This window comes from Streptomyces sp. LUP30, from assembly GCF_001746365.1.
Classification (GTDB): Bacteria; Actinomycetota; Actinomycetes; order Streptomycetales; family Streptomycetaceae; genus Streptomyces.
Map to the genome: position 1 here is coordinate 1 of NZ_MJAJ01000038.1, position 25,396 is coordinate 25,396.

The window sequence follows — 25,396 nt, forward strand, 5'->3', positions numbered from 1 at the left end:
CCGGYGGCACCGGCCGGGCCGGCGGACGGCGCGCTCCCGGAGAGGGGCCCGTGCGCCCGGCCCGGCCGGGCGGTGCCGGGCTTCGCCGCGTTGCGCACCAGGTAGGCGGCCACGCCGAGGACCGCGGCGGTGATCAGCGCGGCGGCCCAGTCCGGCAGGCCGATCCCGAGGGCCAGACCGAGCGCGACCGCGACGGCTGCGCCGGCGTAGAGGGCGAGGGCGCCGGAGGCGGCGTACAGCATCGCCGTGCGGCGCTGCTTGCGGGTCTGCTCCCGCAGCTCCTCCCGGATCGTCTCGCGCGCCACCTGCGCCAGTTCGTCGACGAGATGCCTGTCCAGATGCTCCATGTGGTCGATGCGCTCCATGGCCGTCGGGTACCCGCGGTCACGCCGCCTCACGCCCGGCGAGCGGCGGGCCGGGTGCGGCGGCGAGCGGGCCGGAGGAGGGATCGCGTGAAGGATCACCCGGTCGCCACCGCCCCAACTAGGCTCGTGCGCATGGACATTCTGGGAGCCACACTGCGTGTCTGCGTCGACGATCTGGATGCCTCGGTCGCCTTCTACGAGCGGCTGACCGGCACCGCCGCGCTGCGCTTCGAGCGGGGCGGGGTGCGCGTGGCCGCCGTCGGCTGCTTCCTTCTGATGAGCGGGCCGCCGGCCGAACTGGAGGTGCTGCGCAAGGTGGCCGCGACGATCGCCGTCACGGACGTCGACGAGGCCCTCAAGACCCTCACCGAACTGGGCGCGGACGTCATCGCGGGCCCGGTGCCGACGCCGGTGGGCCGCAACCTCATCGTCCGGCACCCGGACGGGGCGGTGTACGAGTACGCGGACCGCAGCGGCCGGTGAGCCCTCCGGCGCACGGCGGGAATTCCCGGCGCGCGCCGACCGCACGCCCGTACAGTTCCTCCTTCGACGGCCGACGCGAAGGAGCGACAGTGAGTGAGCAGCACACCTACCGGGTGATCGTCCGCGGCACGTGGGACGGCCTCGCCGAGGAGGCCCGTGCCCGGCTGCTCGCCGAGGCCGCCGACCACGGCCTGACGAGCATGCGGTTCACCGAGGAAGGCACGCTGTCGTACGAGCCGTCGCCGCTGAAGCACTTCTCGATGCGCTTCGTGGTGGTCTCCGACGCGGCGGACGGCGAGGAGATGGCGGGCGCGCTCGCCGAGGAGCGCGCCGAGACGACGCTGCGCGCGCTGGGCTGCGGATTCACCGGGCTGAAGTCGACGGTCACCGACCTCGACACCATGAAGATCAACCGGAAGTCCGCATCTCGGCGGTGATCGCCCACCGCTCGTGGTCACGCCACTCCCCGTCGATGTAGATCATCTTCGGGGAGAACCCCTCGCGCCGGAAGCCGCAGGCGCGGGCCAGGGCGATCGAAGCGGTGTTGCCGGGTTGGGCGTTGATCTCCAGCCGGTGCAGCCGCAGCGGCCCGAAGGCGTGGCCCACCGCGAGGCCGAGGGCCTCGCGCATCAGCCCGCGTCCGGCCGCGTGCGCGAAGACTCCGTAGCCCAGCGCACCGGACTGGAACGCGCCCTGGACGATGTTGTTGATGTTGACGAACCCGGCGATCGCCCCGTCCTCGCGGGTGCACACGAGGAAGCCGACCTTCGACGGGTCCTCGATGAGCCGGCTCGCGTAGGCCGTGTACGCGTCGGCGGTGGCCGGCGGGTACAGCCACGGGTGGTGGAGGTCCTTGCTCTCGCGGACCCGGGCGGTGAACTCGGGTCCGTCCGCGTAGGTGAAATGGCGTAGCCCGACACGGGGCCCCTCGGCGAGGTACGCAGATCCGGTGTGCGGCATCCGGACAGCGTACGACGCGGCTATTTCCGCCGGGTCCTGGAGTAGGCGAAGTACGCCCCGCACAGCGCGCCGATCAGGCCCGTGGCCAGCAGGGCCGTCCACAGCGGCATCGTCACCACGGGGACCAGCAGCCGGATCTCCGTCGCGCGGGTGTTCCCGAAGACGAAGACCAGGGCGAGGACGGCGAGCACCAGCACGGCGATCCGGCCGGGCGTCGCCGCCGCGCCGAAACCGCCGCTCCTCCCGCCGCCCTCGGCGGTCTTCGACTTCGGGGTCTTCGGGGTCCTGGGGCTCATGGGACCAGCGTGGGCCGGGCGGCGCGCGCACGCGCGGTGGGACTTCCCTCCGGGTGACGCGGCCGCCGGGTCAGCGCAGCGCCGGGGCGTCCAGGGTGAGGGTGCCCTCGTCCGCGTCGAGTACGGCGGCCACGCCGAGGGGCACGGTCAGCGCCCCCTCGCAGTGCCCGAAGCCGAGCTCCTCGACCACGGGGACGCCGAGGCCGCCGAGCCGGTCGACCAGGACCGGGCGCAGGTCCTCGTAGGGGCCGCACCGGTCCCAGGAGCCGAGCGCGACGCCCGCGACGCCGTCCAGCCAGCCGGTGCGCAGCAGTTGGGTCAGGGCACGGTCGACGGCGTACGGGGGCTCACCGACGTCCTCGATCAGCAGCAGGCCGCCGCGGGCGCCGGCCCGGGAGTGCGGGGTGCCGTAGCCGGTGGCGAGGAGCGTCAGGCAGCCGCCCAGGGTGACGCCCCGCGCCCGTCCCGGGGCCAGGGGGACGCCGGCGGAGCGGAGCGTGCGGACGGTCTCGGGGGCGAACAGGGTGGCGCGGAGGTGTTCCTGTGCGCGGGCGTTCTTGACGAAGTCGATGCCCGCGGCCACCGGGCCGTAGAACGTGGCCAGGCCCAGACGGACGGCGAACGCCTCGTGCAGGGCGGTGCTGTCGCTGAAGCCGACGAAGACCTTCGGTCCGGCCGCCCGCATGGCGTCCCAGTCGAGCAGGTCGACGAGGCGCTGGGCGCCGTAGCCGCCGCGTGCGCACAGGACGACGTCGACGCTCGGATCGCACCAGGCATGCTGCAGATCGGCCGCCCGCTCGGCGTCGGCGCCCGCGAGATGGGGCAGGCTGCGGTGCCGGTCCAGCACATGGGGTGCGACGACCGGGTCGAGGTCCCAGCCGCGCAACAGGTCGAGGCCGGCCTGCAACCGCTCCTCCGCCACCGGTCCGCTGGGCGCGACGACCGCGACCCGGGCGCCGGGGGCCGGCCGCGACGGCCGGACGAGTTCCTTCACCGCACAAGCTCCAAGCTCGCCGCACCGGGCGGATTCAGCCCGAAGACCTGAGCGTACAGCGACAGCTCGGCCTCCAGGGCGCGGACCGTCGTCGCCGCCCGCCGGAAGCCGTGCCCCTCGCCTTCGAACGCCAGATACGCGTGCGGAACCGGCCGCCCGGCGAGGCGACCGAGCCGGTCGAGGAACCGTTCGCACTGGGCGGGCGGGCAGATCACGTCGTCCAGGCCCTGCAGGAGCAGGAACGGCACGGTGATCCGGTCGGCGTGCTCGACGGGCGAGCGCTTCGCGTACCGTGCGGGCACCTCGGCGAGGGGTCCGACGAGACTGTCCAGGTAGCGCGACTCGAAGTCGTGGGTCCCCCCGGTCGCCCAGCCCACCAGGTCCAGCACCGGATAGCGGATCGTGCCGCAGGCGTAGACGTCGGTGCCGGTCAGCGAGGCGGCGGCGGTCCAGCCTCCCGCGCTGCCGCCGCGGATCGCCAGCCGCTCGCGATCGGCGGCGCCCTCGTCGGCGAGGGCCAGGGCGACGGCCGCGCAGTCCTCGACGTCGACGACGCCCCACTGCTCGCGCAGCCGCTCCCGGTACTCCCGGCCGTATCCGGTCGACCCGCCGTAGTCGACCTCGGCCACCCCGATGCCCCGCGAGGTGAAGTAGGCGATCTCCAGGTCCAGGACCAGCGGGGCGCGGTCGGTGGGCCCGCCGTGCGCCCACACGACGTAGGGCGGCAGTTCGTCGCCGGGGGCGACGACGGCGGGATGGTGGGGCGGATAGACGTGCGCGTGGATCTCACGGCCGTCGGGCCCGGTGAAGGTGCGGATCCGGGGCTCTGGACAGTAGGCCGGATCCACCGCGTCGTCGTGTGCGGCGCCGATCACCCGGGCCCGGCCGGTGCGGGCGTCCAGTTCCACCACCTCGTACGCGGTGCGCGGACTGGCCGCGACCGCGACGACGGCATCGCCCCGCACCGCGAGGGTGGGCGCGAACTCGGTCCACGGTCCGGCCGCGTCGACGAGTTCGCCGCTCTCCGGGTCGAGGATGCCGAGCGCGGTGGCCCCCCGGCCGTGGACGACGGCGACCAGCCCGTTCTCCAGCGGTGCGAACCAGCGCTGTCCCAGCTTCCAGAGGGCTCCGCCGAATTCCTCCGCGCGCGGGCACACGGGTTCGTGGTCGCGGTACACGTTCCACCAGCCGCTGCGGTCGCTCGTGTACAGCAGGCCCTCGCCGGCCGGCCGCGCCGCGCCGTCCGGCGGCCACCCCCCACGGCCCGCGGGCCGGGTCCAGTCGACCTGTGCGATGGACTCCCCCGGCCCGCCCGCCACCACGCGTGCGTCGCTCAGACGGCCGTCGTCCGTGACGTCGGCGACGACGACGTCCGTGCCGTCCCAGGGCATCAGCGGATGGTCCCAGGCCAGCCAGGCCGCCCGCCGTCCGTCGGGCGAGAGGCGGGCGCCGGTGACGAAACGGCGGCTGTCGTCGGTGAGTTCGCGTACCGCCGTGCGGTCGCGGGCGGCCGAGCCGTCCAGCGGCACGGCGGCCAGGACGCGGCGCACATCGGTGGGTGCGTCGCCGGTGAACTCCTCCAGCACGCACCAGACTTCGCCACGGTCGAGCAGCAACTGCGGCTCCGCCCAGCGCAGTCCGCCGCCCACCGGGGAGAGGGGGGTGAGCGGGCGCGGCTCGCCGGCCCGGTCGGGCGCGTAGGCGTACAGCCGCTGGTCGGCGAAGTGCGTGAACACCAGGAGGAGTCCCCCTGCCGCCACCGCGCCGGCCCAGGGGTGGCCGCCGTACTCGACGACGCGGCTGCGGACGTTCCAGGGGGCGGGCAGGGCCGACTCCTGCGTGCCGTCCACGCGCCGCCGCATCAGGGTGCGGCGCCCGTCCTCGGCGGGCCGGGGCGCGGTCCACCACACCTCGTCGCCGACGAAGCCGACGTGGTCGGGGCGCCCGTCGTGGGCCGCGGCCAGCGACGCGTCGATCGGCGACGGCCAGGAGCCGTAGGGCATGACCTGCACGTCTTCTCCGTCCGCCTACGCCGTCCGCAGAAACCGGTCGAGGACGCGGACGCCGAAGTGGAGCGCCTCGACCGGGACCCGTTCGTCCACGCCGTGAAAAAGCGCCTGGTAGTCGAAGCCCTCGGGGAGCTTCAGCGGCGCGAAACCGTAGCCGGTGATCCCGAGCCGCGAGAACTGCTTGGCGTCCGTGCCGCCCGACATGCAGTACGGCACCACGTGCCCCTCGGGCGCGAACTCCTCCACGGCGGCGCGCATCCGGGCGAACAGCGGCGCGTCCACCGGTGCCTGCAGAGCGACTTCGCGGTGGTGGAACGCCCAGTCGACGTCGGGGCCGGTGAGTTCGTCCAGGGTGGAGCAGAACTCGTCCTCGGTGCCCGCGAGATAGCGGCCGTCCACGAAGGCGGCTGCCTCTCCAGGAATCACGTTCACTTTGTAACCGGCTTCGAGCATGGTCGGGTTGGCGCTGTTGCGCACCGTCGCCTCGACCAGGGCGGCGGCCGGCCCCAGCTTGGTCAGCAGGGCGTCCACGTCGTCCAGATCGCCGTCCACGCCGTACAGCGCGGCCAGTTCGGTGAGTGCGGCGGCGACGGTCGGCGTGAGCCGGGGCGGCCAGACGTGCGCGCCGATGCGGGCGACGGCCGCCGCCAGCCGGGTCACCGCGTTCTCCCGGTTGACCTTGGAGCCGTGCCCGGCGCGTCCTCGCGCGGTGAGCTTCAGCCAGCCGGTGCCGCGCTCCCCCGCGGCGATGGGGTAGATCTCCCGTCCGGCGCCGTCGTGGAAGGTGAACGCGCCCGATTCGCCGACGGCCTCGGTGCAGCCGTCGAACAGATGCGGGTGGCGGTCGGCGAGGAAATCGGAGCCGTCCTCGGCGCTCGCCTCCTCGTCGGCGGTGAAGGCGATGACGAGATCGCGCCGGGGCCGCACGCCCTCCCGGGCCCAGGCCCGCAGCACGGCCAGGATCATCGCGTCCATGTTCTTCATGTCGACCGCGCCGCGCCCCCACACGACCCCGTCGCGCACCTCCCCGGAGAACGGGTGCACGCTCCAGTCGGCGGGCTCGGCGGGGACGACGTCCAGATGGCCGTGGAGCAGCAGCGCGTCGGCGGACGGGTCGGCGCCCTCGACGCGGGCCACGACGTTGGTGCGCCCCGGGGTGCGCTCCAGCAGGGTGGGCTCGATGCCCGCCTCGGCCAGCAGTGCCGCGGCGTACTCGGCGGCGGGCCGCTCGCGGCAGTCCCCGCCGCCCCGGTTCGTGGTGTCGATGCGGATGAGGTCCGAGGTGAACCGGACGACCTCGTCCCGCGCCTGCGTGTCAGCCATGCCGCTCCTGCTCGTCTTCCTGCCGCTTTCCCGCCGCTCCCGCCGTTCCGGGCGCTCAGCCGTACTGCTCCTCGATCGCGGCCGAGACGATCGTGGTGACCGCCTTGAAGGTGCGGATCCCCTCGTACATGGTGTCACTGGTGTACGCGGCCTTCCGTTCGCCGATGCGGGCGACTCCGGGCACGACGGTGGCCGCCGTCGCGAGGTGCTCGGCGTCGAACTCCACCGCCACGGTGAACGGGCCGCCCGCCAACGGTTCCTGACGGACCGCCAGAGCGGCCGCCGTCTTCGCCGCGGCCCGGATGTCGGCGGCGGTGCGGGCCGGGGTGCGGCACACGGCGGCGTAGCGCGAGACATGGTCCTTGACGGCGACCTTCAGCGCCTCGGGCGCGTAGCCGAGCGCGTCCTCGCAGGCCACGTCGTCGCCGGTGACCAGCACGACCGGCACACCGTACTCGGCAACGACGTGGGCGTTGAGCAGTCCCTCGCTGGCGCGGACGTCGTTCAGCCAGACGCCGGTGATCGAGTTGGCGAGATAGGTGTGGGCGAGGACGCCTTCGGCTCCGGCGCCCGCGTGGTACCCGACGAACGCGATGCCGTCGACGTCGCCGTGCTGGACGCCCTCCACCATGGAGAGGGCCTTGTGCCGGCCGGTGAGCATCTCGACCCGCTCGTCGAGCTGTTCGAGGAGGAGGTTGCGCATGGTCCAGTGGGCCTCGTTGACCAGGACCTCGTCCGCGCCGCCGTCGAAGAAGCCCAGCGCGGCGGCGTTGACGTCCGAGGTGAACATCGACCGGCAGCGCTCCCACTGCGGGGTCCCGGGCAGCACGTCGGCGGGCCAGGTGACGCCGGTGGCGCCCTCCATGTCGGCGCTGATGAGGATCTTCACGTCCGCTCCCTGCCGTCTCCGGGTCCACCGCTCCAGGAGGCCCGAGCCTAACCGGCCGCCCCGCACGGGAAGACGTCGACGCGGCCGACCGGGAGCGTGCCGTGATCTGCGCACACACACCGGCACAGCGGCACAGCGATACGGCGACGCCACGGACGGGGCCCTGCCATGCCCAGGCACACCACACTGCCGCCGGAGCGCTGCGAGGCTGACGTCTCGCAGCTTCTCATCAGGGGTCGGTGCGTTGCTTCAGTCCCCCTGACACGGCGCGGCGCGGACATGTGACAGGCGTCGGCACGGTCTCCGTGTGCGGGCGGTCACCCGTCCCGGGCGATCACGAACCAGGTCGACGGCAGCTCGATCCTGGTGCCGTCCGGCGCGAACTCGGTAGTACTCAGAGGCAGTTCGCCGGACGCCAGGACCGTGAGACCGGCGGTCCGCAGATAGCCGGACACCGCGTCGTCGGCGACCTCACCGGGGGCGATGCCGTGCCGGAAGACCGGCGCCAGCTTCGGCGGCGGACCGGCCGGGTTCTGCGCCAGCGCACCGAGGACGGGCCGGGCGGCCTCCGACAGTTCCACGAGGAAGGCACGGCCGCGCCGGCCCACCAGCGCGGCGATCCCGTCCACCAGCGGCTGCCGGTCGGCGGGCTCGCACTGGTGCAGCACGCCCCGCATATAGACGTTGGCGTCCCCCACCTCGGCGTGCAGGGCCTCGGCGTCGCCCTTGTCCGCCGCGTCCAGCTGCCGGTAGGCGGCCGCGCGGGCGGGATCGGCGCGGCGGGCGTGGTCGAGGGCGGCGGCGGACAGGTCGGCGCCGACCACCTGCGCGAAGCGGTCCGCGAAGTACCGGGTCTGGGTGCCGTTGCCGCAGCCGAGGTCCACCAACGGCAGTTCGGCATCGGTCAGATGGGGCTCGAAGAGGGCGAGGTGCAGGGCGGCGGTCACCTTCGGGTCCGCGTCCCAGAACACCTCGCCGGGCTCCTGCGGGGCCTCCCGCCAGAAGCCCTCCCACGCCGCCCGGTACCGACTCGCCACGCTCATGCCCAACTCCCCAGGACGCAAGGCCGATCCGCCGTAAGCGACGGGCGAGTACGGTCTATCGCTCCCCGGTCGCCGCTACAAGCGCGGTGCGCATTCCTTCACGCGGCGTCCGGGATCCGCACGCCGTCGCGCGCCGGCCGGGGCGGCCCGGCGGCCTCGCTCAGCGACGCGCCGGCGGCAGCGTCAGCTCGAACCACACCGACTTCCCCTCCGCCGTGCGGCTGGCGCCCCACTCCCGGGCCAGCGCGCTCACCACGCGCAGCCCCCGCCCGGCCTCGTCGCCGGGTCCGGCGCTCCGCAGGTCGGGCAGTTCGTGATCGTCGTCGTCGACCTCGCACAGCAGGGTGTCGCCGCGGACGAGGCGCAGCGCCACGGGACCCCGACGGGAGTGCCGTACGGCGTTGGTGACCAGCTCGCTCACCATGAGCTCGGCGGGCTCGGCGAGCGAGCCCAGCCCCCAGCCGTGGAGCTGCTCGCGGACCAGGGCGCGGGCCCGGGCGACCTCGACCGGGTCGACGGCGAGGCGCCATTCGGCGACGTCGTCGGGTTCTATGCCGCCGAGCCGGGCCATGAGCAGAGCGACGTCGTCCTTGCGGTCGCCGTGGCCGGTCCGGGAGAAGGTCGCCGCGAGGGCGCGGACGATGGTGTCGCACGCGTCGTCCATGGAGGCGGCCGGATGGGCGGCGGACTCGCACAGGGCCGCCAGGCCCACGCCGATGTCCTCGCCGCGCATCTCCACCAGCCCGTCGGTGCACATCACCAGCCGGTCCCCCGGCGCCACGCGGACGCGGACGGCCTCGAAGGGGACCCCGCCGACCCCGATGGGCGCGCCGGTGGGCAGGTCGAGCAGCTCGCTGCGACCGTCGGCGGCGCGCACCAGCACCGGGGGGATGTGGCCCGCGTTGGCGAGCTGCAGCTCGCCGGCGATCGGGTCGTAGACGGCGTACAGGCAGGTCGCGAGGTAGGAGTCGCCCAGTCGTTGCGCGAGATCGTCGAGATTGCGCAGGAGTTGGGCGGGCGGCAGGTCGAGGGCGGCCATGGTCTGCACGGCCGTGCGCAACTGGCCCATCATGGCGGCGGAGTTGAGACCGTGCCCCATGACGTCGCCGACGACGAGCGCGGTGCGCGCTCCGGGCAGCTTCACCGAGTCGAACCAGTCCCCGCCGACCCGCCCGAGCAGCGTGCCCGGCAGATATCGGGTGGCGAGGTCGCAGCCCGCCCTGCGCGGCGGGATGTGCGGCAGCATGCTGTCCTGGAGGGTCTCGGCGACGCTCTCCTGGTGGGTGTACATGCGCGCGTTGTCGAGCACCAGGCCCGCGCGGGCGGCGAGTTCGGCGCCCGTGACCCGGTCCATGTCGTTGAAGAGGGCGCGCTCGCGGTGACGCAGCAGGATCATGAAACCGAGGACGACGTCACGGGCCTTGAGCGGGACGACGAGCATGGAGCGGCCGGTGATCAGGGGCCTGATGTCCCGCTTCTCGAACTGCGAGGCGATTGCGTGGCCCATCTGCTCGCTGATCCGGGGCACCAGGACGGGCTCGCCGGTGGTCATGCACTGGAAGAACGGGGTGTGCTCGGGAAACGGCATGGCTTCGCCCACCGGCACGACGTCGTCCCAGCGGCCGGGTTCGTCGGTGTGCTCGAGGGCGACGCGGTGCCACAGGGTGGTGGTGTCCGGCACGCCGTCGGGGAAGCCCTCGCCGGCGACGACCTGTTCCCGCAGATAGGTGCCGGCGACGTCGGTGAAGCGCGGGACGACGGCCCGGCTGACCTCGACGATGGTGCGGGACAGGTCGAGGGAGGTGCCGATCTTCCCGCTGACCTCGTTGAGGAACTCCAGCCGTTCGCGGACGGCGACGTACTCGAGGTCCTCGCCCTCGTCGGGCGGATCCTGCGGTATGGGCAGCCCTTCGGCGGCGGCACGGGCGGCGCGCTCCCGGCGCGCCCGGCGTTCGACGCGCCGGGCCACGCCCCAGTCGGGGGTCACGGGCACCCGGTCGTTCTGGCTGAACTCCATGACGGGGTAGCCGAGTTCGAGGACCTGCGCGACGATGCGGGCGCTGTCGCCGACGCTCATGCTGGGCAGGATCTCGGGCAGCCGGCGGGCGAGTTCCTCGGCGCCGGGGAAGTCGGTGTGCAGGGCGAAGCCGGGTGCGATGCGTTCGACGGCCGAGGGGTCCGTCGGTCCCTCCGGGCGCAGGGCCGTCGCGTCGGCGGCCAGCACGAGCAGCCGTTCCGTCCCCGGGCCGACCAGCGGGTAGGCCCACCACAGCACGTCGACGCGCTCATGGCCGCCGTCTCGCGAGGGCACCGTCAGCCGGGCCCGTCCGGCGGCCGGGTAGCCGAGCCGGCGGTCCAGGGAGGAGCCGAGGCCCGGCCCGAGGCCGTCGTAGGCGGCGTACTCGCCGTAGGCGTCGTCGGCGAGATCGTCGTCGGGGTCGGGGAGCGCCCCGGAGACGGGGAGCAGGTCGATGGCCGGCTGCCCTAGCGCCTCGCCCTTGGCGACGCCGAAGAGCCGGCGTGCGCCGGCGCTCCAGTGGGAGACGAGGCCCTCGCGGTCCACCACGACCACGGCCAGGGGGACGCGCCCGGCGTCGGCGTTCCCTTCCCCGCGCTCCGGGCGCGGCGAGCCCCGTCCCGCCTCGCTCGTCGCCTCGATCCCGGCTCCGCGGCGGGGAGACACGTCCCTCTCGGTGCCACGGTCCATGGCGCAGGCCCTCTCTCCCCAGAGCTGTGCAAGATCTGTCCCGCTGTCCCCACCGTACGGCGCACGCCGGTCGGCGCGGGCCGCAATCCTGGAATTGGTTTCACCCGGTTGCGCCGGGGTACGCCGCACGTCCGGGCGGCCGTTCGCACGGTCGCTCCTCGTGGCCGAGCCGCAGGTCGCGTTCCGTACGGCCGCCTCCGGCCACCCGCAGGACGGTGGCGGCCGGCGGATAGCCCGCGGCGATGACGGTGTACTCGCCGCAGGACAGATCGACGAAACGGAACGTGCCGTCGGCTCCCGTGGTGAGGGTGTCGACGACGTTGCCCGCCGCGTCGAGCAGGGTGACGCGCGCATCCTCGACCGGGCGCCCTCCGGTGGCCCGGACGGTGCCGCGCAGCAGGGCGCCGCCGGCGAGTTCGACGTCCTGACGGGTCTCGCGGGACACCTGGACGCAGACCGGCACGGCGGCCGGGCGGAAGGCCGGCGCGGCGGCGGCGAGCGTGTACTCCCCGGCGGCCAGCCCGGTGACGACGTATCCGCCGTCGCGGTCGCTGCGGACGGCGGCGACGACCTCGCCGCGGGCGTCGGTGAGGGTGACCGTGGCGTCGGGCACCGGGGCGCCGTCGGCGGTGACGACGGCGCCCGCGAGCCGGCCCGCCCCGCCGAGGACGATGTCGAGTTCGACGGGGCTCTCGCCGACGGTGACGGAGACGGCCTGCGGCTGGTGGCCGCCGGCCGCGGCGATCAGGACGTACGTCCCGCTGCCCGGCGTGGACAGCGTGAACCGCCCGTCGTCGCCGCTGGCGCCCCGGCCGGTCTGCCGGCCGCCCGCGTCGACGAGGGTGAGCGCCGCCCGGCGTACGACGCTCCCGCCCGAGTGACGGACCGTGCCGCGGACACAGGCTCCCCCGGCCGGAGCGGGCGGGAGGGCTGGTGCGGCGTCCGTCTCGGCGTCGTGGTGGGGCACCAGCGGTTTCTCCTTGAGGAAGAAGGCGATGAGCAGCCCGAGAACGAGCACCGGCACGAGGCAGAGGAAGATCCTCGGCATGGCGTCGGCGTAGGCCCGGACGTAGGCGTCGCGCAGCGGGGCGGGCAGCGCGTGGACGAGTTGCGGGGTGAGCGACTCGGGGTCGGGCAGAGCGGCGCCGGAACCGGCCGGCAGGCGGGCGCGCAGGGAGTCGGCGAGCCGGTCGGCGAACAGGGTGCCGAAGACCGCCGCGCCGACGCTGCCGCCGATCTGTCGGAAGTAGGTGTGGGCGCTGGTGGCGGTGCCGAGGTCGGCGGGGCGCACGGAGTTCTGCACGGCCAGGACGAGGACGGGCATCACCAGGCCGATGCCGGCGCCGAGGACGGCCATCCAGAGGCTGTACTGGAGCCGTGGCGTGTCGGCCTCCAGCCGGGACAGCAGCCACATGCCGAGAACGGACAGGGCACTGCCGAGGAGGGGGTAGATCCGGTAGCGGCCGGTGTGGGTGATGAGCTGGCCGGAGAGGATCGACGCGCCGACGACGCCGCCCATCATGGGGAGCATCAGCAGGCCGGACTCGGTCGCGCTGGCCCCGTCGACCATCTGCAGGAAGGTGGGCAGATAGCTCGCGGCGCCGAACAGGGCGACGCCGGTCACCAGGCCGACCAGGGCGGTGACGTCGAAGACGGGGTCCCTGAACAGCCGGAGCGGGATGAGGGGTTCGGCGGCCAGGCCTTCGACGAGGACGAAGCCGACGGCCGCGGCGGCCGCCCCGGCGCCGAGACCGAGGACGACGCCGGAGTCCCAGGCGTATCGGGTGCCGCCCCAACCGGTCAGCAGCACCAGGCAGACGGAGGCGGCGGCGAGCAGCAGGGCGCCCACGACGTCGAACCGGGGTTTCGCGGCCGGCTTCGGCAGTTTCAGCACGACGGTGACCACGGCGAGGGTCAGCAGCCCGAAGGGGACGTTGACGTAGAAGCACCAGCGCCAGGACAGGTGGTCGGTGAAGTAGCCGCCGAGCAGGGGGCCCGCGACCGAGGCGAGGCCGAACGCGGCGCCGATCAGGCCCATGTAGCGGCCGCGCCGCCGGGGCGGCACGATGTCCGCGATGATCGCCTGCACGCCGGTCAGCAGTCCGCCCGCGCCGACGCCCTGGACGGCGCGGAAGGCGATCAACTGGTCCATGGTGTGCGCGCGGCCGGCGAGGGCGGAGCCGACGACGAAGACGACGATCGCGAACTGGAAGACGCCCTTGCGGCCGAGGAGGTCGCCGAGTTTGCCGTACACCGGGAGGGTGACGGTGGCGGTGAGCAGGTAGGCGGTGATCGCCCAGGACATCCGGTCCAGGCCGTGCAGTTCGCCCACGATCCTCGGCAGGGCGGTGGCGACGATCATCTGCTCCAGCGCCGCGAGGAGCAGCGCGAGCATGAGGGCGAAGAAGACCAGCCGTACCCGGCGCCGGCCGGGCCCCGTCGCACCGGCGGGCGACGGCGGCGGGGCTTTCGCGGGAGTCGCCGTGACCGGCTCGTCCAGCACCGGAGTGGTTGCGCCCATCTGCCGTTCCCCTCGTCGCACCCGCCACACAGTTGTCGCGTAAAGCGACAACCACGGGCAAGTGCGACGAGTTACGGGGCCGTCCCGGTCACAAGGGAGAACCACTCGATCCGGTGATGGCGTTCAACGCACCCGGAAGGCAGGGGCGTTGATCTACTTCTCGACCTCGGCGGCGAGGTTGGCGAGGACGGCGTCGTAGATCCGGCCGAGGCCCTTGGGGGCGAAGGTCTTCTCGAAGAAGCCGCCGATGCCGCCGGCGCCGTTCCACGTGGTGGTGACGACGACACGGGACCTGCCCTCGCCGGCCGGGGTGACGCGCCAGACGGTGACCATCGAGGAGTTGCGGTCCTTCTCCACGAGCTCGCCGTCGGTCGGCTCGGCGACCTCCAGGAGGCAGTCGCGCACGCGCTTGCTGGTGGCCTGGAGCTTCCAGTGGACGAGGGTGCCCTCGCCGTCGCCGCCCTCGCGCACCTCGTACTCGCTGAAGTGCTCGGTCAGCAGATTCCCGCGCGTGCCGCTGTAGTCGGCGATCGTGTCGAACACCTTGTCCGGGTCCGCCGCGACGACCCGCTCGGTGGTGGCCTCGACCTGCGCCATGGGGTTCCTCCAGGTCCGTGTTGCTCAGGGTTGCTCAGGGTTGCTCAGGGGTGCCTCAGGTTCGGGGCAAGCCAACCACCCCGGTCCGCGGCCGCCCAAATCGGGGTCGCCGAAGCGATCGTCGAGCGATCGGAAACCGGTCCCGAAAGGGACGCCGCACGATCATGGGAACAGATGTTCTATTGTGTGCTCAGTGCTACCGAGGAGGCGTCATGCGCTGGGAGAACCTCACCGTGGAGACCCGCCACGACCGGCCGGCGGACGCCGCGCTGTTCGGGGCGGACGCGGTCACGACAAGGACGTTCGACACGCCCGAGTTCGCCGGCATCACCTTCCACGAGATCCGCGCCCGTTCGATCCTCAACCGGGTGCCGGGCGCCTCCCGGATGCCGTTCGAGTGGACGGTGAACCCCTACCGCGGCTGCACGCACGCGTGCGTCTACTGTTTCGCCCGCCGCACGCACAGCTATCTCGACCTCGACACCGGGATCGGCTTCGACACCCAGATCGTCGTCAAGGTGAACGCCCCGGAGCTGCTGCGCCGTCAGCTCGCCTCGCCCCGCTGGCAGGGCGAACACGTCGCGATGGGCACGAACGTCGACTGCTACCAGCGCGCCGAGGGCCGCTACCGGCTGATGCCGGGCATCCTGTCGGCCCTGCGCGACCGGGCGAACCCCTTCTCCATCCTGACCAAGGGCACCCTAATCCTGCGCGACCTCGACCTGCTGCGGCAGTCCGCCGAGGTGACCGACGTCGGGGTCTCGGTCTCCGTGGGCTTCACCGACACCGAGCTGTGGCGCACCGTCGAGCCGGGCACCCCGGCCCCGCAGCGCCGCCTGGACGTGGTGCGGACCCTCACCGACCACGGCATCGGCTGCGGGGTGCTGATGGCGCCGGTGATCCCGTTCCTGGGCGACGAACCGGCTCAACTGCGCGCCACCGTCCGGGCGATCGCGGCCGCCGGGGCCACCTCCGTCACCCCGCTCGCGCTGCATCTGCGCCCCGGCGCCCGTGAGTGGTTCATGGCCTGGCTCGGGCAGCACCACCCCCACCTGGTGCGCCGCTACGAACGGCTGTACGCGGACGGCGCCTACGCCCCGAAGTGGTACCAGCGCCGGATCACCCGTCAGGTGCACGAGCTCGCCGAGGAGTACGGCATCGGCCCCACGCGCGCGGGGACGCCGCGCCGGATCCGGCCGCCCGCCCCGGTCGAGGAGCCCGCCGGGTCGGGGCCGACGCAGCTCACGCTGCTCTGAGCGCGTTCGAGCGCATCCGGCTACTCGAACGGGTCAATAAAGCCCAGAACAGGTATTTCCGGACGATCTTTCCGGGACGATCCGGCAAGGGCCGTGACCTGCGCGGTCCGTCTTCTTCGGCCCCTTCGTCCCGGGAGCAGTCCATGAACACACGCGCAGCCGTGCTGTGCGCCGCCGCCGCAGTCGTGGCCGGGACGGTCACGGCCGTACCCGCCGGCGCGAGTCCGTCGCACCCCGCGGCCCCCGCCCCTGCCTCCGTTTCCGCCTCCGCGGCGAAGCTCGCCTGGAAGAGCTGCGGCATCGCCGACCGCCCGGCGTTGCAGTGCGCGTCGCTGAAGGTGCCGCTCGACCACGCCCGGCCGGGCGGGAAGCAGATCACGCTGGCGCTGTCCCGCGTCCCGCACACCGCGAAGACGTACCAGGGCCCCCTGCTCGTCAACCCCGGAGGGCCCGGCGGTCAGGGACTGAGCCTCGCCGGCTTCGTCGCCTCGGCGCTGCCCAAGGCCGTCGCGGCGCAGTACGACGTCATCGGCTTCGACCCGCGCGGGGTGGGCAGGAGCACGCCCGCCCTGAACTGCAGGCCCGGTCACTTCGCCCCCGTCCGCCCGGACTCCGTGCCGCTCACCGAGGCGACCGAACGGGCCAACCTCCGGCGCGCCCGGTCCTTCGCCGAGGCCTGCGGCAAGAAGTACGCCGACGTCCTGCCGTACATCGACACGCTCGACGCCGTACGGGACATGGACGCGATCCGCGCCGCGGTCGGCGCCGCGCGGCTGAACTACTTCGGCTACTCGTACGGCACCTACCTCGGCGCGGTGTACGCCAAGCTCTACCCGCAGCGGGTGCGGCGCCTGGTGCTGGACTCGATCGTCGACCCGACCGGCGTCTGGTACGACGACAACCTCACCCAGGACCTCGCCTTCAACGACCGCCACCGCGCGCTGATGGCCTGGATCGCCAAGTACGACAAGACCTACAAGCTGGGCGCCGACCCGGAGCAGGTCGAGAAGAAGTGGTACGCGATGCGGGCCGCCCTGGCGAAGAAGCCGGCCGGCGGCAAGGTGGGCGCCTCCGAGCTGGAGGACACCTTCATGCCGGGCGGTTACTACAACGGTTACTGGCCTCATCTCGCCGAGGCGTTCGCGGCGTACGTGAACGCCTCCAACGCCGCCCCGCTGGTCGAGGCGTACGAGAACTTCGCGGCGGTCGACACGGCGGGGGACAACGGCTACAGCGTCTACACCGCGGTGCAGTGCCGGGACTCCTCCTGGCCCGGCGACTGGGACGAATGGCGCTCCGACAACTGGTCGGTGTACGCGAAGGCGCCTTTCATGACCTGGAACAACGCCTGGTACAACGCGCCGTGCGCGTTCTGGCCGACCCGGTCCCTGGCTCCGGTGAACCTCCTCAACGGCGACCTGCCGCCGGTCCTGCTGTTCCAGGCGACGAACGACGCGGCCACCCCGTTCGAGGGCGGCGCGACGGTCCACGCCCTGCTGCGCGGCTCCAGTCTGGTGGTCGAGGAGGGCGGCCAGAACCACGGCATCACGCTGAGCGGGAACGCCTGCCTGGACAAGCACCTGGCGGCGTACCTGGCCGACGGCGTCGTGCCGCGCGGGAGCGGCGAGGCCGACGCGGTGTGCCCCGCCCAGCCCGACCCCGAGCCACTGGCGTCGAAGGTCGCGCAGCGCTCGGCTCACGGCTCGACGCTGCACGGGCTGCTGGGCTTCCGCGGCTGAGCGCCGCGGGCCCGCCCACCGAGGGGGGACGTCGTCGGACGCGTGGTGCACCCTGGGCGCATGAGCGAACCGACCAGGGTGGCCGCCCCCGGCGACCGCCTCCCGGCCGGCCCGACCGTACGGGTCGCGGCGCTGGTCCGCCCGGAGTTCCCGAGGGAGATGGAGGCGTTCGCGGTGGTGGGCGGGTGACCGCGGCTGCGGCCCCGCTGGTACGGGAGATGGCGCTCGCGGACGTCGAGCGCGTCTCGGAGATCCGCGTGCGCGGCCGGCAGTGGGCCTACCGCGGGCTGATGCCGCAGGCGTACCTGGACGCGCTGAGCGTCGCCGAGGACGCCGAGCGCCGCCGGGCAGGTTTCGGGAAGGGCGGGCCCGGCGTGGTGAACCTGGTCGCCGAGCGGGCCGGGACAGTGGTGGGCCGGGCCGCCCAGGGCCCTGACCGGGACGGCGAAGTCCTCATGGGTGACGCCGAGTTGTACGCGCTCTATGTGTCCGTCGAGCACATCGGCACCGGCGTCGGGCGCGCGCTCCTGGAGGAGGCGGCACGGCGGGCCGAGGCCCTAAGGCACCCCGGCATGCGGCTCTGGGTGCTCAAGGACAACGTCCCGGCCCGCCGCTTCTACGCCCGTGCCGGCTTCCACGCGGACGGCGCCGAGGAGCCCTTCGAGGTGGCGGGCGTCGCCGTGCCCGAGGTGCGCCATCGGGGACGCCTGCCCCTGGGCGGCGCGTTCCGTGCGGCGCTCTGAGGGTGTGTCACCGCTGCCGGGGGATCCGCGCGAGGGCGTGCACGGCGGCCTGCGCGAGCACCGGGTGGGCCAGGGCGTCGTTCAGCACCGGCCGGGCCCGGCCGTCGCCCAGCGTGCCCAGCCCCTCGACGCAGGCGAGGGCCACCCGGCGGTAGGGGTCGTGCGGCCGCAGCCGCCGCTGCAGTGTCGTGATCAGCGCGGGCACCGACTCGGGCGCGCGCAGCTCCACCAGCAGCCGGACGGGATGCAGCGCGTAGGCGACCCGCAGTTCGTTGGTGGCCAGGGCGGCCGCGGCGCGGGCGGTGCGGGGGTCGCCGAGGCGGGCGAGCGCGTGGGCGGCGGAGGCGCAGCGCGGAGGGTCCCGGTGGTTGAGCAGCAGGACGAGCGTCTCGAAGGCGCGCCGGTCCCCGGCGAGTCCGAGCCGGAACGCGGCCAGTTCCCTGGCCCACAGGGGCTGTCCCGGCTCGGTGAGCAGGTCCGCCAGTTCGTCGGTGTCCGCGGCGCCCGCCAGCCGCTCGTACGCGGGCGTCGCGCCGGACTCGCGCCGTAAGCGCTCCGTGAGGGATCGCAACTCTTCGTCCATGTGCCGAGCCTAGGACAGGCTCCGGGGGCGTACGGCGCGCAGCGGCGCACGGGAGCACAACCGGGCGCACGACCCGTGCCGCCGCCGACGCCGGGAAGACCGCGCAAACGCACGCTTCGTCCCGCTCGGGACCGCTTCGGCCCAGGCCGGGCCCACGGCGTTCCCGGCCGGTGACGTGCGGCGATGACCGGCGCCCGGGACGGCTGAGGCGAGCACGGAGGGCGCCTTCGATCAGTGGCGGTCAGGTTCGGCCGTCCGGAGATCAAGTTCGTTCGCTATAGCGAATTCAACGAGCGGAAAGGGGTGGCTACGAGCATCAGTACTATCCCCGTTCAACAGTGCGGCGGGAACGTTGCTACTGATAAGTAACGCGTCGTCAGGTGGTGTCCGGGCGCCCAGGAAAGGGTCCCGGGACACCCCCCTGATGATGTGACCCATCGATGCGAGCCGATGAGCTCCTGCACCGAGGCGCCGGCGGCGCCATCGTTTTGTCCGAAGGGCCCTGAACAAAATGAGTCCTACTTTGACACTCGACCCGTCCCACCACACGGAACTGATACGCAGTCTGTTCCACAAGGTGCAGTTCGACACGTTCGAGGCCTACGACGACCCTCGCTGCAACGTCACGGCCCTCACCCAGGAGGCGTTCACCAGGACGCTGCCCCTCCTGCCTGCCGGGACCGGCGTGCAGGAGGCGTACGAGCGGCTGATGGACGTGAGCATGCAGCTCGCGGCCGACGACCTGAGGGCGCGTCAGGACTGCTGCGGTCCGTGCGAGATCCACCTGGTCCCGCTCGTCTCGCTCTACGGCTTCCGGTTCGGTGAGGTGGACGACGGGTTCCAGCCGTGGCTGGCCGCGGTCGACGCCCTCCCGCAGCCGGACCGGGCGGTCTACCGGCTGATCGCCTTCCACGGGTGGACCAACGCCAGGACCGCCGAGGTGCTCGGCCACTCCCAGGGCTGGAGCAGCAAGGTCATGAGCCGGGCCAGGGCCCGTCTGACATCCGCCGGCGTCTGTGTGGAGGAGCTCCAGAGGGGCTTCTTCGACGTGGAGATCCACAGAAGGAAGGAGAAGCCATGACCCATCCGACGGCGTACCGCCGCAAGGCGCGTCTGATCGACCATGCCGCTCCGCCCACTCCCCAGGAGTGGCTGGAGCACGATGCCCGGTACCTCGAGGACATCACGGCCGAGATCGGCCGCAGGGCAGCCGGCGGCGACCCCGCCGCCGCGCCCTGGGCGTCGCCGCTCTACTTCGACGCGACCGCGCGCGCGGAGTCCGTCACGGGACGCGCTCTGCTCGCCCTGCGGCACCTGTCCGGCGAGGCGGTCGCCCGCCTGGTCCTGCTCGGCCGGGTGCTCCACGGGGAGCGCACCCGGCCCGCTGCCGACCCGGCGGCGGAACGGCAGCCGGAGAACGACCGAGGCGGCCAGGAGGGGCGCGTCCGCCGCAAGGAGGGCAGCGTCAGCCCGCCCGCCCGCGGCGGCCGGCCCATCGTGGCGCAGCTGGACGGCGCGGAGGCGCTGGCCGGCTGACGCGCCGAACAGCCGCCGCTCCCCCGGCTCCGGCCCGAGGAGCGGCGGCACCCGGCGCACCGCCCCCGCACCCACGCCCGGGACCGCGCCCCGGCGCACCCCGCACGTCGCCCCCCACCGCATCACCCCGCCCCCGCCCGAGAACGGAACGAGCACGACGATGGCGACTCACGGCACCCCCGCGGAGAAGAACACCGCGCACGACACACCCGACGTCCGCACGGAACGCCGCCGGCTCCTCGCCCTGCGGACGGTCATCCGTCTCCTGGTGGCGGGCTGCCTCGCCGCGGTCGGCGTGGCCGTCTGGCAACTGCCCGGCCACCCCGTGCTCGCCGGCGTGTACGTCGGACTGGCCTCGGTGTGCGTGGCCGGGATCGGCGTGTGCGTGACGCTGTATCTGTACCTGCGCCGCGACGGCGCCCGGGGTGCGGCCGCCTCGGAGCCCGACGCGTGACCCGGTGCGGAACACGTCACAGAACAAGGGCTGGCGCGCTCGTTACCCACCGGTTAACCTCATACGAGCGAGTCACCCCCTCGCAGTACCTCCTCGTGGCGGCCTGGTGACGCAGTCGCCGCGAGATGTCGGTTCGGTACCACGTGTACCGCTGTACGACCCGGCCACGGGACAGGGCCGGTCGGATCCGCCGTTCGTCTCCGGGCGTGTGCACGCCCACGGCGACGGCACCGGGCGTGTGCGCTCGCAGCCCGCCAACACCCGCATCCTTCCGTGCACCCGGTGCGCCCGGGCCTCGCAGAGGTCTCTCCGGCGCACCCGGGCGCGTTTCCCGTCGTCACCCTCATTCCTGGAGTCCCGCGATGGCCGCTCCCCTGTCCGACACCCCTCTGTCCCCGCTCCGGACGATCGCCGTCATCGGCCTCGGCACCATGGGCACCGGCATCGCCGAGGTCCTCGCCAAGGCCGGCCGTGAGGTGATCGGCGTCGACGTCAGCGAGGCCCAGGCCGCGCGGTCCCTCGCCGCGCTGGAGACCTCCACCGCCCGCGCCGTGCAGCGCGGGCGGCTCACCGAGGAGCAACGCACGGCCGTCCTGGGCCGCGTCCGCGTCTCCACCGACCTGGGCACGGCCGCCGACGCCGACCTGGTCATCGAGGTGGCACCCGAGTCGTACGAGATCAAGCAGCAGATCTTCCGCGAGCTGGACTCGGTCGTGCGGCCCGAGACCATCCTGGCCACCGGCACCAACGCGCTGTCCGTCACCCGTCTCGCCGCCGAATCGGCCCGCCCGGAGCGGGTGCTGGGCCTGCACTTCTTCAACCCGGCGCCGGCCATGAAGCTGGTCGAGGTGGTCTCCTCGGTGCTGACCGCGCCGGCCGCCGTCGCCGCCGTCACCGAGCTGGCCCTCGACCTCGGCAAGGAACCCGTCGCGGTGGGCGACCGGCCCGGCTTCGTCGCCGACGGCCTGCTGTTCGGCTACCTCAACCAGGCGGCCGCGATGTACGAGGCCCGCTACGCCTCCCGCGAGGACATCGACGCCGCGATGCGGCTGGGCTGCGGACTGCCGATGGGTCCGCTCGCGCTGCTGGACCTGATCGGCGTGGACACCGCCCGCACGGTCCTGGAGGCCATGTACGCCGAGTCCCACGACCGGCTGCACGCCCCCGCACCCATCCTCAAGCAGCTCAGCGAGGCCGGCCTGACGGGCCGTAAGTCGGGACGCGGCTTCTACACCTACGACGCCCCCGGCAGCGCGACGGTCGTCCCGGACGCGCTGACTCCCCTGTCCGGCGGAGCCGGGACCGTGGGCCGCCCGGTCGCCTCGGTCGGGGTCGCGGGCTCCGGCACCATGGCCTCCGGCATCGCCGAGGTCTTCGCCAAGGCCGGATACGACGTCGTCCTCGCCGCCCGCAGCGAGGAGAAGGCGCAGACCGCCAAGGCCCGCATCGGCAAGTCGCTCTCCCGCTCGGTCGACAAGGGCCGGCTGACCGCGGAGGCCGCCGCCCAGATCCTGGACCGGATCACTCCGGCCGGCTCCTACGACGCGTTCGCCGACGTCGACCTCGCCCTGGAGGCGGTCGCCGAGGACCTGGAGGTCAAGCAGCAGCTGTTCGCGACCCTGGACAAGGTCTGCAAGCCCGGCGCGGTCCTCGCCACGACGACCTCCTCGCTGCCGGTCGTCGCCTGCGCCCGCGCCACCTCGCGCCCACAGGACGTGATCGGCATGCACTTCTTCAACCCGGCGCCGGCGATGAAGCTGGTCGAGGTGGTCCGCACGGTGCTCACGGCCGAGGACGTCCACGCCACGGTCCGCGAGGTGTGCGTGCGGATCAAGAAGCACGCCGTCGACTGCGGGGACCGCGCGGGCTTCATCGTGAACGCGCTCCTCTTCCCGTACCTCAACAACGCGATCAAGATGGTGCAGGAGCACTACGCGACCCTCGACGACATCGACGCGGCGATGAAGCTGGGCGGCGGCTACCCGATGGGCCCCTTCGAGCTGCTGGACGTCGTCGGACTCGACGTCTCGCTCGCGATCGAGAAGGTCCTGCACCGCGAGTTCCGCGACCCGGGACTGGCTCCGGCCCCGCTCCTGGAGCACCTGGTGGCCGCGGGCTGCCTCGGCCGCAAGACCGGCCGTGGCTTCCGCGAATATGCCCGCCGCTGACGGGCCCGGCGACCGCCGCCCGGCGCGCGGGGACTGGGGCGGGCTGCTCGGGCCCGCCGGCCGGTCCCCGTCCGCCGGGGCCGGGGCAGGACCCGGACCTGCGCACCGAGCTGCGCACATGCAGTACGTTCAGGTCATGTCCCAGCCCGCCAGGTCCTCACGCACACCCGTCACGCCCGACGCGCCCGAGAGCGCCGCGGGCGGCCGCGCGGCCGCCCAGCGGCTCAAGATGCGCCGAGAACTGGCGGCCGCGGCCATGGAGCTGTTCTCGACCAAGGGCTACGAGGCGACCACGGTCGACGAGATCGCGGCCGCGGCCGGGGTCGCCCGCCGCACCTTCTTCCGTCACTTCCGCTCCAAGGAAGAGGCGATCTTCCCCGACCACGACGACACCCTGATCCGGGCGGAGGCCGTCCTCAACGCGGCCCCCGCGCACGAGCACCCGCTCGACACGGTGTGCCGTGGCATCAAGGAGGTCATGAAGATGTACGCGGCCCGGCCGGAGATCTCGGTCGCCCGCTACAAGCTGACGCGCGAGGTGCCCACCCTGCGCGAGGCGGAGATCGCGTCGGTGGCCCGCTACGAGCGTCTCTTCACCCGCTACCTGCTCGGCCACTTCGACGAGCACGCGCACGACGACGACGCCAACGACGACCCGCTGCTGGCCGAGGTCGCCGCGTCCGCCGTGGTCACCGCCCACAACCACGTGCTGCGGCGCTGGCTCAGGGCGGGCGGACAGGGCGACGTCGAGGCCCAGCTCGACCACGCCTTCGCGATCGTCCGCCGCACCTTCGGCACGGGCATCGGGGCCGGGCGCAGCGGCGCGGGCGCCCCGCAGCCCGCTCCCGCGGCGGTCTCCGCGCAGGGCGAGGTGCTGGTGACGGTCGCCCGGACCGACGCCTCGTTGGACGAGGTCATGCGCACCATCGAGCAGGCGCTCAAGGAGCGCTGAGACCCTCCGCGCTGCTGCTTCCCGCTGTGATGACGGCCACCCCACGGGGTGGCCGTTTTGGCATGTCAGAGCACCTTTTGGCGCGGATTTCAGACCGCGTTCGATCGATCATCGCTCATGTGTTACGTAAAGATTTCATCTGAGTGGAAGTTCTGGCACTCAGTGCCTTGCGAGGTGACACGCGGTGTCATACGTTGAAGGTGTCCGGGCGGCCGGCGTGCAGCGACCATACGTACGCCGGCTGTCCCCGCAACCCCATGGATTGCGCGCCCGGACGCCTGCGTCACAGGCAACCTCCCGCGCCACAAAGCGCCGCCGAACAGCACACCCGCCGAACCGACGGCACCTTCCATCCCACCCTCAGCAGCACCGTCGTAACCCTCAGCGCCCCTCCCTCAGGGCGTTCACCGCCGGAGGCAACACCGTGACCATGCAGAAGATCCTGGACGCGATCCAGTCGCCGGACTCCACCCCGGCCGACTTCGCCAACCTGCCGCTCCCCGAGTCCTACCGCGCGATCACCGTGCACAAGGACGAGACGGAGATGTTCGCGGGCCTGGAGACCCGGGACAAGGACCCGCGCAAGTCGATCCACCTGGACGAGGTCGCCCTGCCCGAGCTCGGGCCGGGCGAGGCCCTGGTCGCCGTCATGGCCTCCTCGGTCAACTACAACTCCGTGTGGACCTCGATCTTCGAGCCGGTGTCGACGTTCTCCTTCCTGGAGCGCTACGGCCGGCTCAGCGAGCTCACCAAGCGGCACGACCTGCCGTACCACATCATCGGGTCCGACCTCGCGGGCGTGGTCCTGCGCACCGGCCCGGGCGTCAACGCCTGGCACCCCGGCGACGAGGTCGTCGCGCACTGTCTCTCCGTCGAGCTGGAGTCCTCGGACGGCCACAACGACACGATGCTCGACCCCGAGCAGCGCATCTGGGGCTTCGAGACCAACTTCGGCGGCCTCGCGGAGATCGCGCTGGTCAAGTCCAACCAGCTGATGCCCAAGCCGGACCACCTCAGCTGGGAGGAGGCCGCCGCCCCGGGCCTGGTCAACTCCACCGCCTACCGGCAGCTGGTCTCCCGCAACGGCGCCGGCATGAAGCAGGGCGACAACGTCCTGATCTGGGGCGCGAGCGGCGGCCTCGGCAGCTACGCCACGCAGTTCGCGCTGGCCGGCGGCGCCAACCCGATCTGCGTCGTCTCCTCGCCGCAGAAGGCGGAGATCTGCCGGTCGATGGGCGCCGAGGCGATCATCGACCGCACCGCCGAGGACTACCGGTTCTGGAAGGACGAGAACACCCAGGACCCCAAGGAGTGGAAGCGCTTCGGCAAGCGCATCCGCGAGCTCACCGGCGGTGAGGACATCGACATCGTCTTCGAGCACCCCGGCCGCGAGACGTTCGGCGCCTCCGTGTACGTCACCCGCAAGGGCGGCACCATCACCACGTGCGCCTCGACCTCGGGCTACATGCACCAGTACGACAACCGCTACCTGTGGATGTCCCTGAAGCGGATCATCGGTTCGCACTTCGCCAACTACCGCGAGGCCTGGGAGGCCAACCGGCTGATCGCGAAGGGCAAGATCCACCCCACGCTGTCGAAGGTCTACTCCCTGGAGGAGACCGGCCAGGCCGCCTACGACGTGCACCGCAACCTCCACCAGGGCAAGGTCGGCGTCCTGGCGCTGGCCCCCCAGGAGGGTCTGGGCGTGCGCGACGAGGCCAAGCGCGCCCAGCACATCGACGCCATCAACCGCTTCCGCAACATCTGAGACACCAGAG

At 73.0% G+C, this 25,396-nt stretch carries 23 protein-coding genes and 1 pseudogene; 12 read left to right on the forward strand and 12 right to left on the reverse strand.

Annotation, left to right across the window (positions count from 1 at the left end):
- On the reverse strand, positions 1-365 hold a 365-nt coding region (locus BG482_RS26780), incomplete at its 3' end, for a phage holin family protein (RefSeq protein ID WP_069771711.1).
- A 132-nt stretch (positions 366-497) separates the two neighbouring features.
- On the opposite strand from BG482_RS26780, the gene BG482_RS26785 reads away from it, so the two are divergent.
- Positions 498-848, forward strand: coding sequence for a VOC family protein (locus tag BG482_RS26785; RefSeq protein ID WP_069771768.1), 351 nt, complete (start codon positions 498-500; stop codon positions 846-848).
- Between the two features lie 89 nt (positions 849-937).
- Entirely contained in the window at positions 938-1,285 is a 348-nt protein-coding gene (locus tag BG482_RS26790; protein ID WP_069771712.1) for a DUF6204 family protein, read from the forward strand.
- Here the strand turns inward: BG482_RS26790 and BG482_RS26795 are convergent.
- The 10 genes from BG482_RS26795 to BG482_RS26840 form a co-directional block, all read right to left on the reverse strand.
- Entirely contained in the window at positions 1,257-1,808 is a 552-nt protein-coding gene (locus BG482_RS26795; protein ID WP_069771713.1) for a GNAT family N-acetyltransferase, read from the reverse strand. The genes BG482_RS26790 and BG482_RS26795 overlap by 29 nt on opposite strands.
- Positions 1,809-1,828: 20 nt before the next feature.
- Positions 1,829-2,104, reverse strand: coding sequence for a LapA family protein (locus BG482_RS26800; RefSeq protein ID WP_069771714.1), 276 nt, complete (start codon positions 2,102-2,104; stop codon positions 1,829-1,831).
- Between the two features lie 70 nt (positions 2,105-2,174).
- Positions 2,175-3,098: an LD-carboxypeptidase gene (locus tag BG482_RS26805; protein ID WP_069771715.1), complete on the reverse strand. Its 924-nt coding sequence runs from the start codon at positions 3,096-3,098 to the stop codon at positions 2,175-2,177.
- A complete protein-coding gene (locus BG482_RS26810; protein WP_069771769.1) occupies positions 3,095-5,101 on the reverse strand; it encodes a prolyl oligopeptidase family serine peptidase in 2,007 nt (668 codons plus the stop codon). The genes BG482_RS26805 and BG482_RS26810 overlap by 4 nt, the downstream gene beginning before the upstream one ends.
- Before the next feature lie 24 nt (positions 5,102-5,125).
- Positions 5,126-6,430 carry a M20/M25/M40 family metallo-hydrolase gene (locus BG482_RS26815; protein WP_069771716.1) on the reverse strand — a complete coding sequence of 435 codons (1,305 nt, stop codon included), beginning with the start codon at positions 6,428-6,430 and terminating at the stop codon, positions 5,126-5,128.
- Between the two features lie 55 nt (positions 6,431-6,485).
- On the reverse strand, positions 6,486-7,319 hold the full coding sequence (locus BG482_RS26820) for a M55 family metallopeptidase (protein ID WP_069771717.1): 834 nt from the start codon (positions 7,317-7,319) through the stop codon (positions 6,486-6,488).
- Positions 7,320-7,636: 317 nt separating this feature from the next.
- Positions 7,637-8,362, reverse strand: coding sequence for a class I SAM-dependent methyltransferase (locus BG482_RS26825; protein ID WP_069771718.1), 726 nt, complete (start codon positions 8,360-8,362; stop codon positions 7,637-7,639).
- 160 nt (positions 8,363-8,522) lie between these two features.
- On the reverse strand, positions 8,523-11,069 hold the full coding sequence (locus BG482_RS26830) for a SpoIIE family protein phosphatase (RefSeq protein ID WP_069771719.1): 2,547 nt from the start codon (positions 11,067-11,069) through the stop codon (positions 8,523-8,525).
- A 100-nt stretch (positions 11,070-11,169) separates the two neighbouring features.
- Entirely contained in the window at positions 11,170-13,590 is a 2,421-nt protein-coding gene (locus BG482_RS26835; protein WP_069771720.1) for an MFS transporter, read from the reverse strand.
- A gap of 153 nt (positions 13,591-13,743) precedes the next feature.
- A complete protein-coding gene (locus tag BG482_RS26840) occupies positions 13,744-14,187 on the reverse strand; it encodes an SRPBCC family protein (protein ID WP_069771721.1) in 444 nt (147 codons plus the stop codon).
- A gap of 212 nt (positions 14,188-14,399) precedes the next feature.
- Between BG482_RS26840 and BG482_RS26845 the strand changes: the two genes are divergently transcribed.
- The 4 genes and pseudogenes from BG482_RS26845 (at position 14,400) to BG482_RS26855 (ending at position 17,925) form a co-directional block, all read left to right on the forward strand.
- The gene (locus BG482_RS26845) at positions 14,400-15,443 is read left to right on the forward strand and encodes an Rv2578c family radical SAM protein (RefSeq protein ID WP_069771722.1); all 1,044 of its coding nucleotides are present in this window, start codon (positions 14,400-14,402) and stop codon (positions 15,441-15,443) included.
- A 143-nt stretch (positions 15,444-15,586) separates the two neighbouring features.
- Positions 15,587-17,182, forward strand: coding sequence for an alpha/beta hydrolase (locus BG482_RS26850; protein WP_069771723.1), 1,596 nt, complete (start codon positions 15,587-15,589; stop codon positions 17,180-17,182).
- Between the two features lie 87 nt (positions 17,183-17,269).
- Positions 17,270-17,371 (forward strand): annotated as a pseudogene (locus BG482_RS41500) (RidA family protein); the annotation flags it as partial.
- A gap of 29 nt (positions 17,372-17,400) precedes the next feature.
- Positions 17,401-17,925, forward strand: coding sequence for a GNAT family N-acetyltransferase (locus BG482_RS26855; RefSeq protein WP_069771770.1), 525 nt, complete (start codon positions 17,401-17,403; stop codon positions 17,923-17,925).
- A gap of 7 nt (positions 17,926-17,932) precedes the next feature.
- Here the strand turns inward: BG482_RS26855 and BG482_RS26860 are convergent, their stop codons facing one another.
- Positions 17,933-18,508 (reverse strand): adenylosuccinate lyase, encoded by a 576-nt coding sequence (locus BG482_RS26860; protein WP_069771724.1) that lies wholly within the window; start codon positions 18,506-18,508, stop codon positions 17,933-17,935.
- A 523-nt stretch (positions 18,509-19,031) separates the two neighbouring features.
- Here BG482_RS26860 and BG482_RS26865 point away from each other — a divergent pair.
- The 6 genes from BG482_RS26865 to ccrA all read left to right on the forward strand — a co-directional run bounded on the left by BG482_RS26865 (position 19,032) and on the right by ccrA (position 25,386).
- Positions 19,032-19,589, forward strand: a complete 558-nt coding sequence (locus tag BG482_RS26865; RefSeq protein ID WP_069771725.1) for an RNA polymerase sigma factor — start codon at positions 19,032-19,034, stop codon at positions 19,587-19,589.
- Complete coding sequence (locus BG482_RS26870) at positions 19,586-20,044, forward strand: hypothetical protein (RefSeq protein ID WP_069771726.1); 459 nt, start codon at positions 19,586-19,588, stop codon at positions 20,042-20,044. Before BG482_RS26865 ends, BG482_RS26870 begins: the two co-directional genes overlap by 4 nt.
- A 160-nt stretch (positions 20,045-20,204) precedes the next feature.
- Positions 20,205-20,498, forward strand: a complete 294-nt coding sequence (locus BG482_RS26875) for a hypothetical protein (protein WP_069771727.1) — start codon at positions 20,205-20,207, stop codon at positions 20,496-20,498.
- A gap of 362 nt (positions 20,499-20,860) precedes the next feature.
- Positions 20,861-22,666 (forward strand): 3-hydroxyacyl-CoA dehydrogenase family protein, encoded by a 1,806-nt coding sequence (locus BG482_RS26880; RefSeq protein WP_069771728.1) that lies wholly within the window; start codon positions 20,861-20,863, stop codon positions 22,664-22,666.
- A 136-nt stretch (positions 22,667-22,802) separates the two neighbouring features.
- A complete protein-coding gene (locus tag BG482_RS26885) occupies positions 22,803-23,618 on the forward strand; it encodes a TetR family transcriptional regulator (protein WP_069771771.1) in 816 nt (271 codons plus the stop codon).
- 430 nt (positions 23,619-24,048) lie between these two features.
- Entirely contained in the window at positions 24,049-25,386 is a 1,338-nt protein-coding gene (gene ccrA, locus BG482_RS26890; protein ID WP_069771772.1) for a crotonyl-CoA carboxylase/reductase, read from the forward strand.
- The last annotated feature ends 10 nt before the right edge of the window (positions 25,387-25,396 follow it).

Bases quoted from the DNA above. Each gene is read 5' to 3' on its own strand.
- BG482_RS26830 (WP_069771719.1), bottom strand. From the start codon at position 11,069: ATGGACCGTGGCACCGAGAGGGACGTGTCTCCCCGCCGCGGAGCCGGG.
- BG482_RS26870 (WP_069771726.1), top strand. From the start codon at position 19,586: ATGACCCATCCGACGGCGTACCGCCGCAAGGCGCGTCTGATCGACCAT.
- BG482_RS26785 (WP_069771768.1), top strand. From the start codon at position 498: ATGGACATTCTGGGAGCCACACTGCGTGTCTGCGTCGACGATCTGGAT.
- BG482_RS26880 (WP_069771728.1), top strand. From the start codon at position 20,861: ATGGCCGCTCCCCTGTCCGACACCCCTCTGTCCCCGCTCCGGACGATC.
- BG482_RS26850 (WP_069771723.1), top strand. From the start codon at position 15,587: ATGAACACACGCGCAGCCGTGCTGTGCGCCGCCGCCGCAGTCGTGGCC.
- BG482_RS26800 (WP_069771714.1), bottom strand. From the start codon at position 2,104: ATGAGCCCCAGGACCCCGAAGACCCCGAAGTCGAAGACCGCCGAGGGC.
- BG482_RS26875 (WP_069771727.1), top strand. From the start codon at position 20,205: ATGGCGACTCACGGCACCCCCGCGGAGAAGAACACCGCGCACGACACA.
- BG482_RS26860 (WP_069771724.1), bottom strand. From the start codon at position 18,508: ATGGACGAAGAGTTGCGATCCCTCACGGAGCGCTTACGGCGCGAGTCC.
- BG482_RS26845 (WP_069771722.1), top strand. From the start codon at position 14,400: ATGCGCTGGGAGAACCTCACCGTGGAGACCCGCCACGACCGGCCGGCG.
- BG482_RS26815 (WP_069771716.1), bottom strand. From the start codon at position 6,430: ATGGCTGACACGCAGGCGCGGGACGAGGTCGTCCGGTTCACCTCGGAC.
- BG482_RS26855 (WP_069771770.1), top strand. From the start codon at position 17,401: ATGGCGCTCGCGGACGTCGAGCGCGTCTCGGAGATCCGCGTGCGCGGC.
- BG482_RS26810 (WP_069771769.1), bottom strand. From the start codon at position 5,101: ATGCCCTACGGCTCCTGGCCGTCGCCGATCGACGCGTCGCTGGCCGCG.
- BG482_RS26835 (WP_069771720.1), bottom strand. From the start codon at position 13,590: ATGGGCGCAACCACTCCGGTGCTGGACGAGCCGGTCACGGCGACTCCC.
- BG482_RS26795 (WP_069771713.1), bottom strand. From the start codon at position 1,808: ATGCCGCACACCGGATCTGCGTACCTCGCCGAGGGGCCCCGTGTCGGG.
- BG482_RS26825 (WP_069771718.1), bottom strand. From the start codon at position 8,362: ATGAGCGTGGCGAGTCGGTACCGGGCGGCGTGGGAGGGCTTCTGGCGG.
- ccrA (WP_069771772.1), top strand. From the start codon at position 24,049: ATGCAGAAGATCCTGGACGCGATCCAGTCGCCGGACTCCACCCCGGCC.
- BG482_RS26885 (WP_069771771.1), top strand. From the start codon at position 22,803: ATGTCCCAGCCCGCCAGGTCCTCACGCACACCCGTCACGCCCGACGCG.
- BG482_RS26840 (WP_069771721.1), bottom strand. From the start codon at position 14,187: ATGGCGCAGGTCGAGGCCACCACCGAGCGGGTCGTCGCGGCGGACCCG.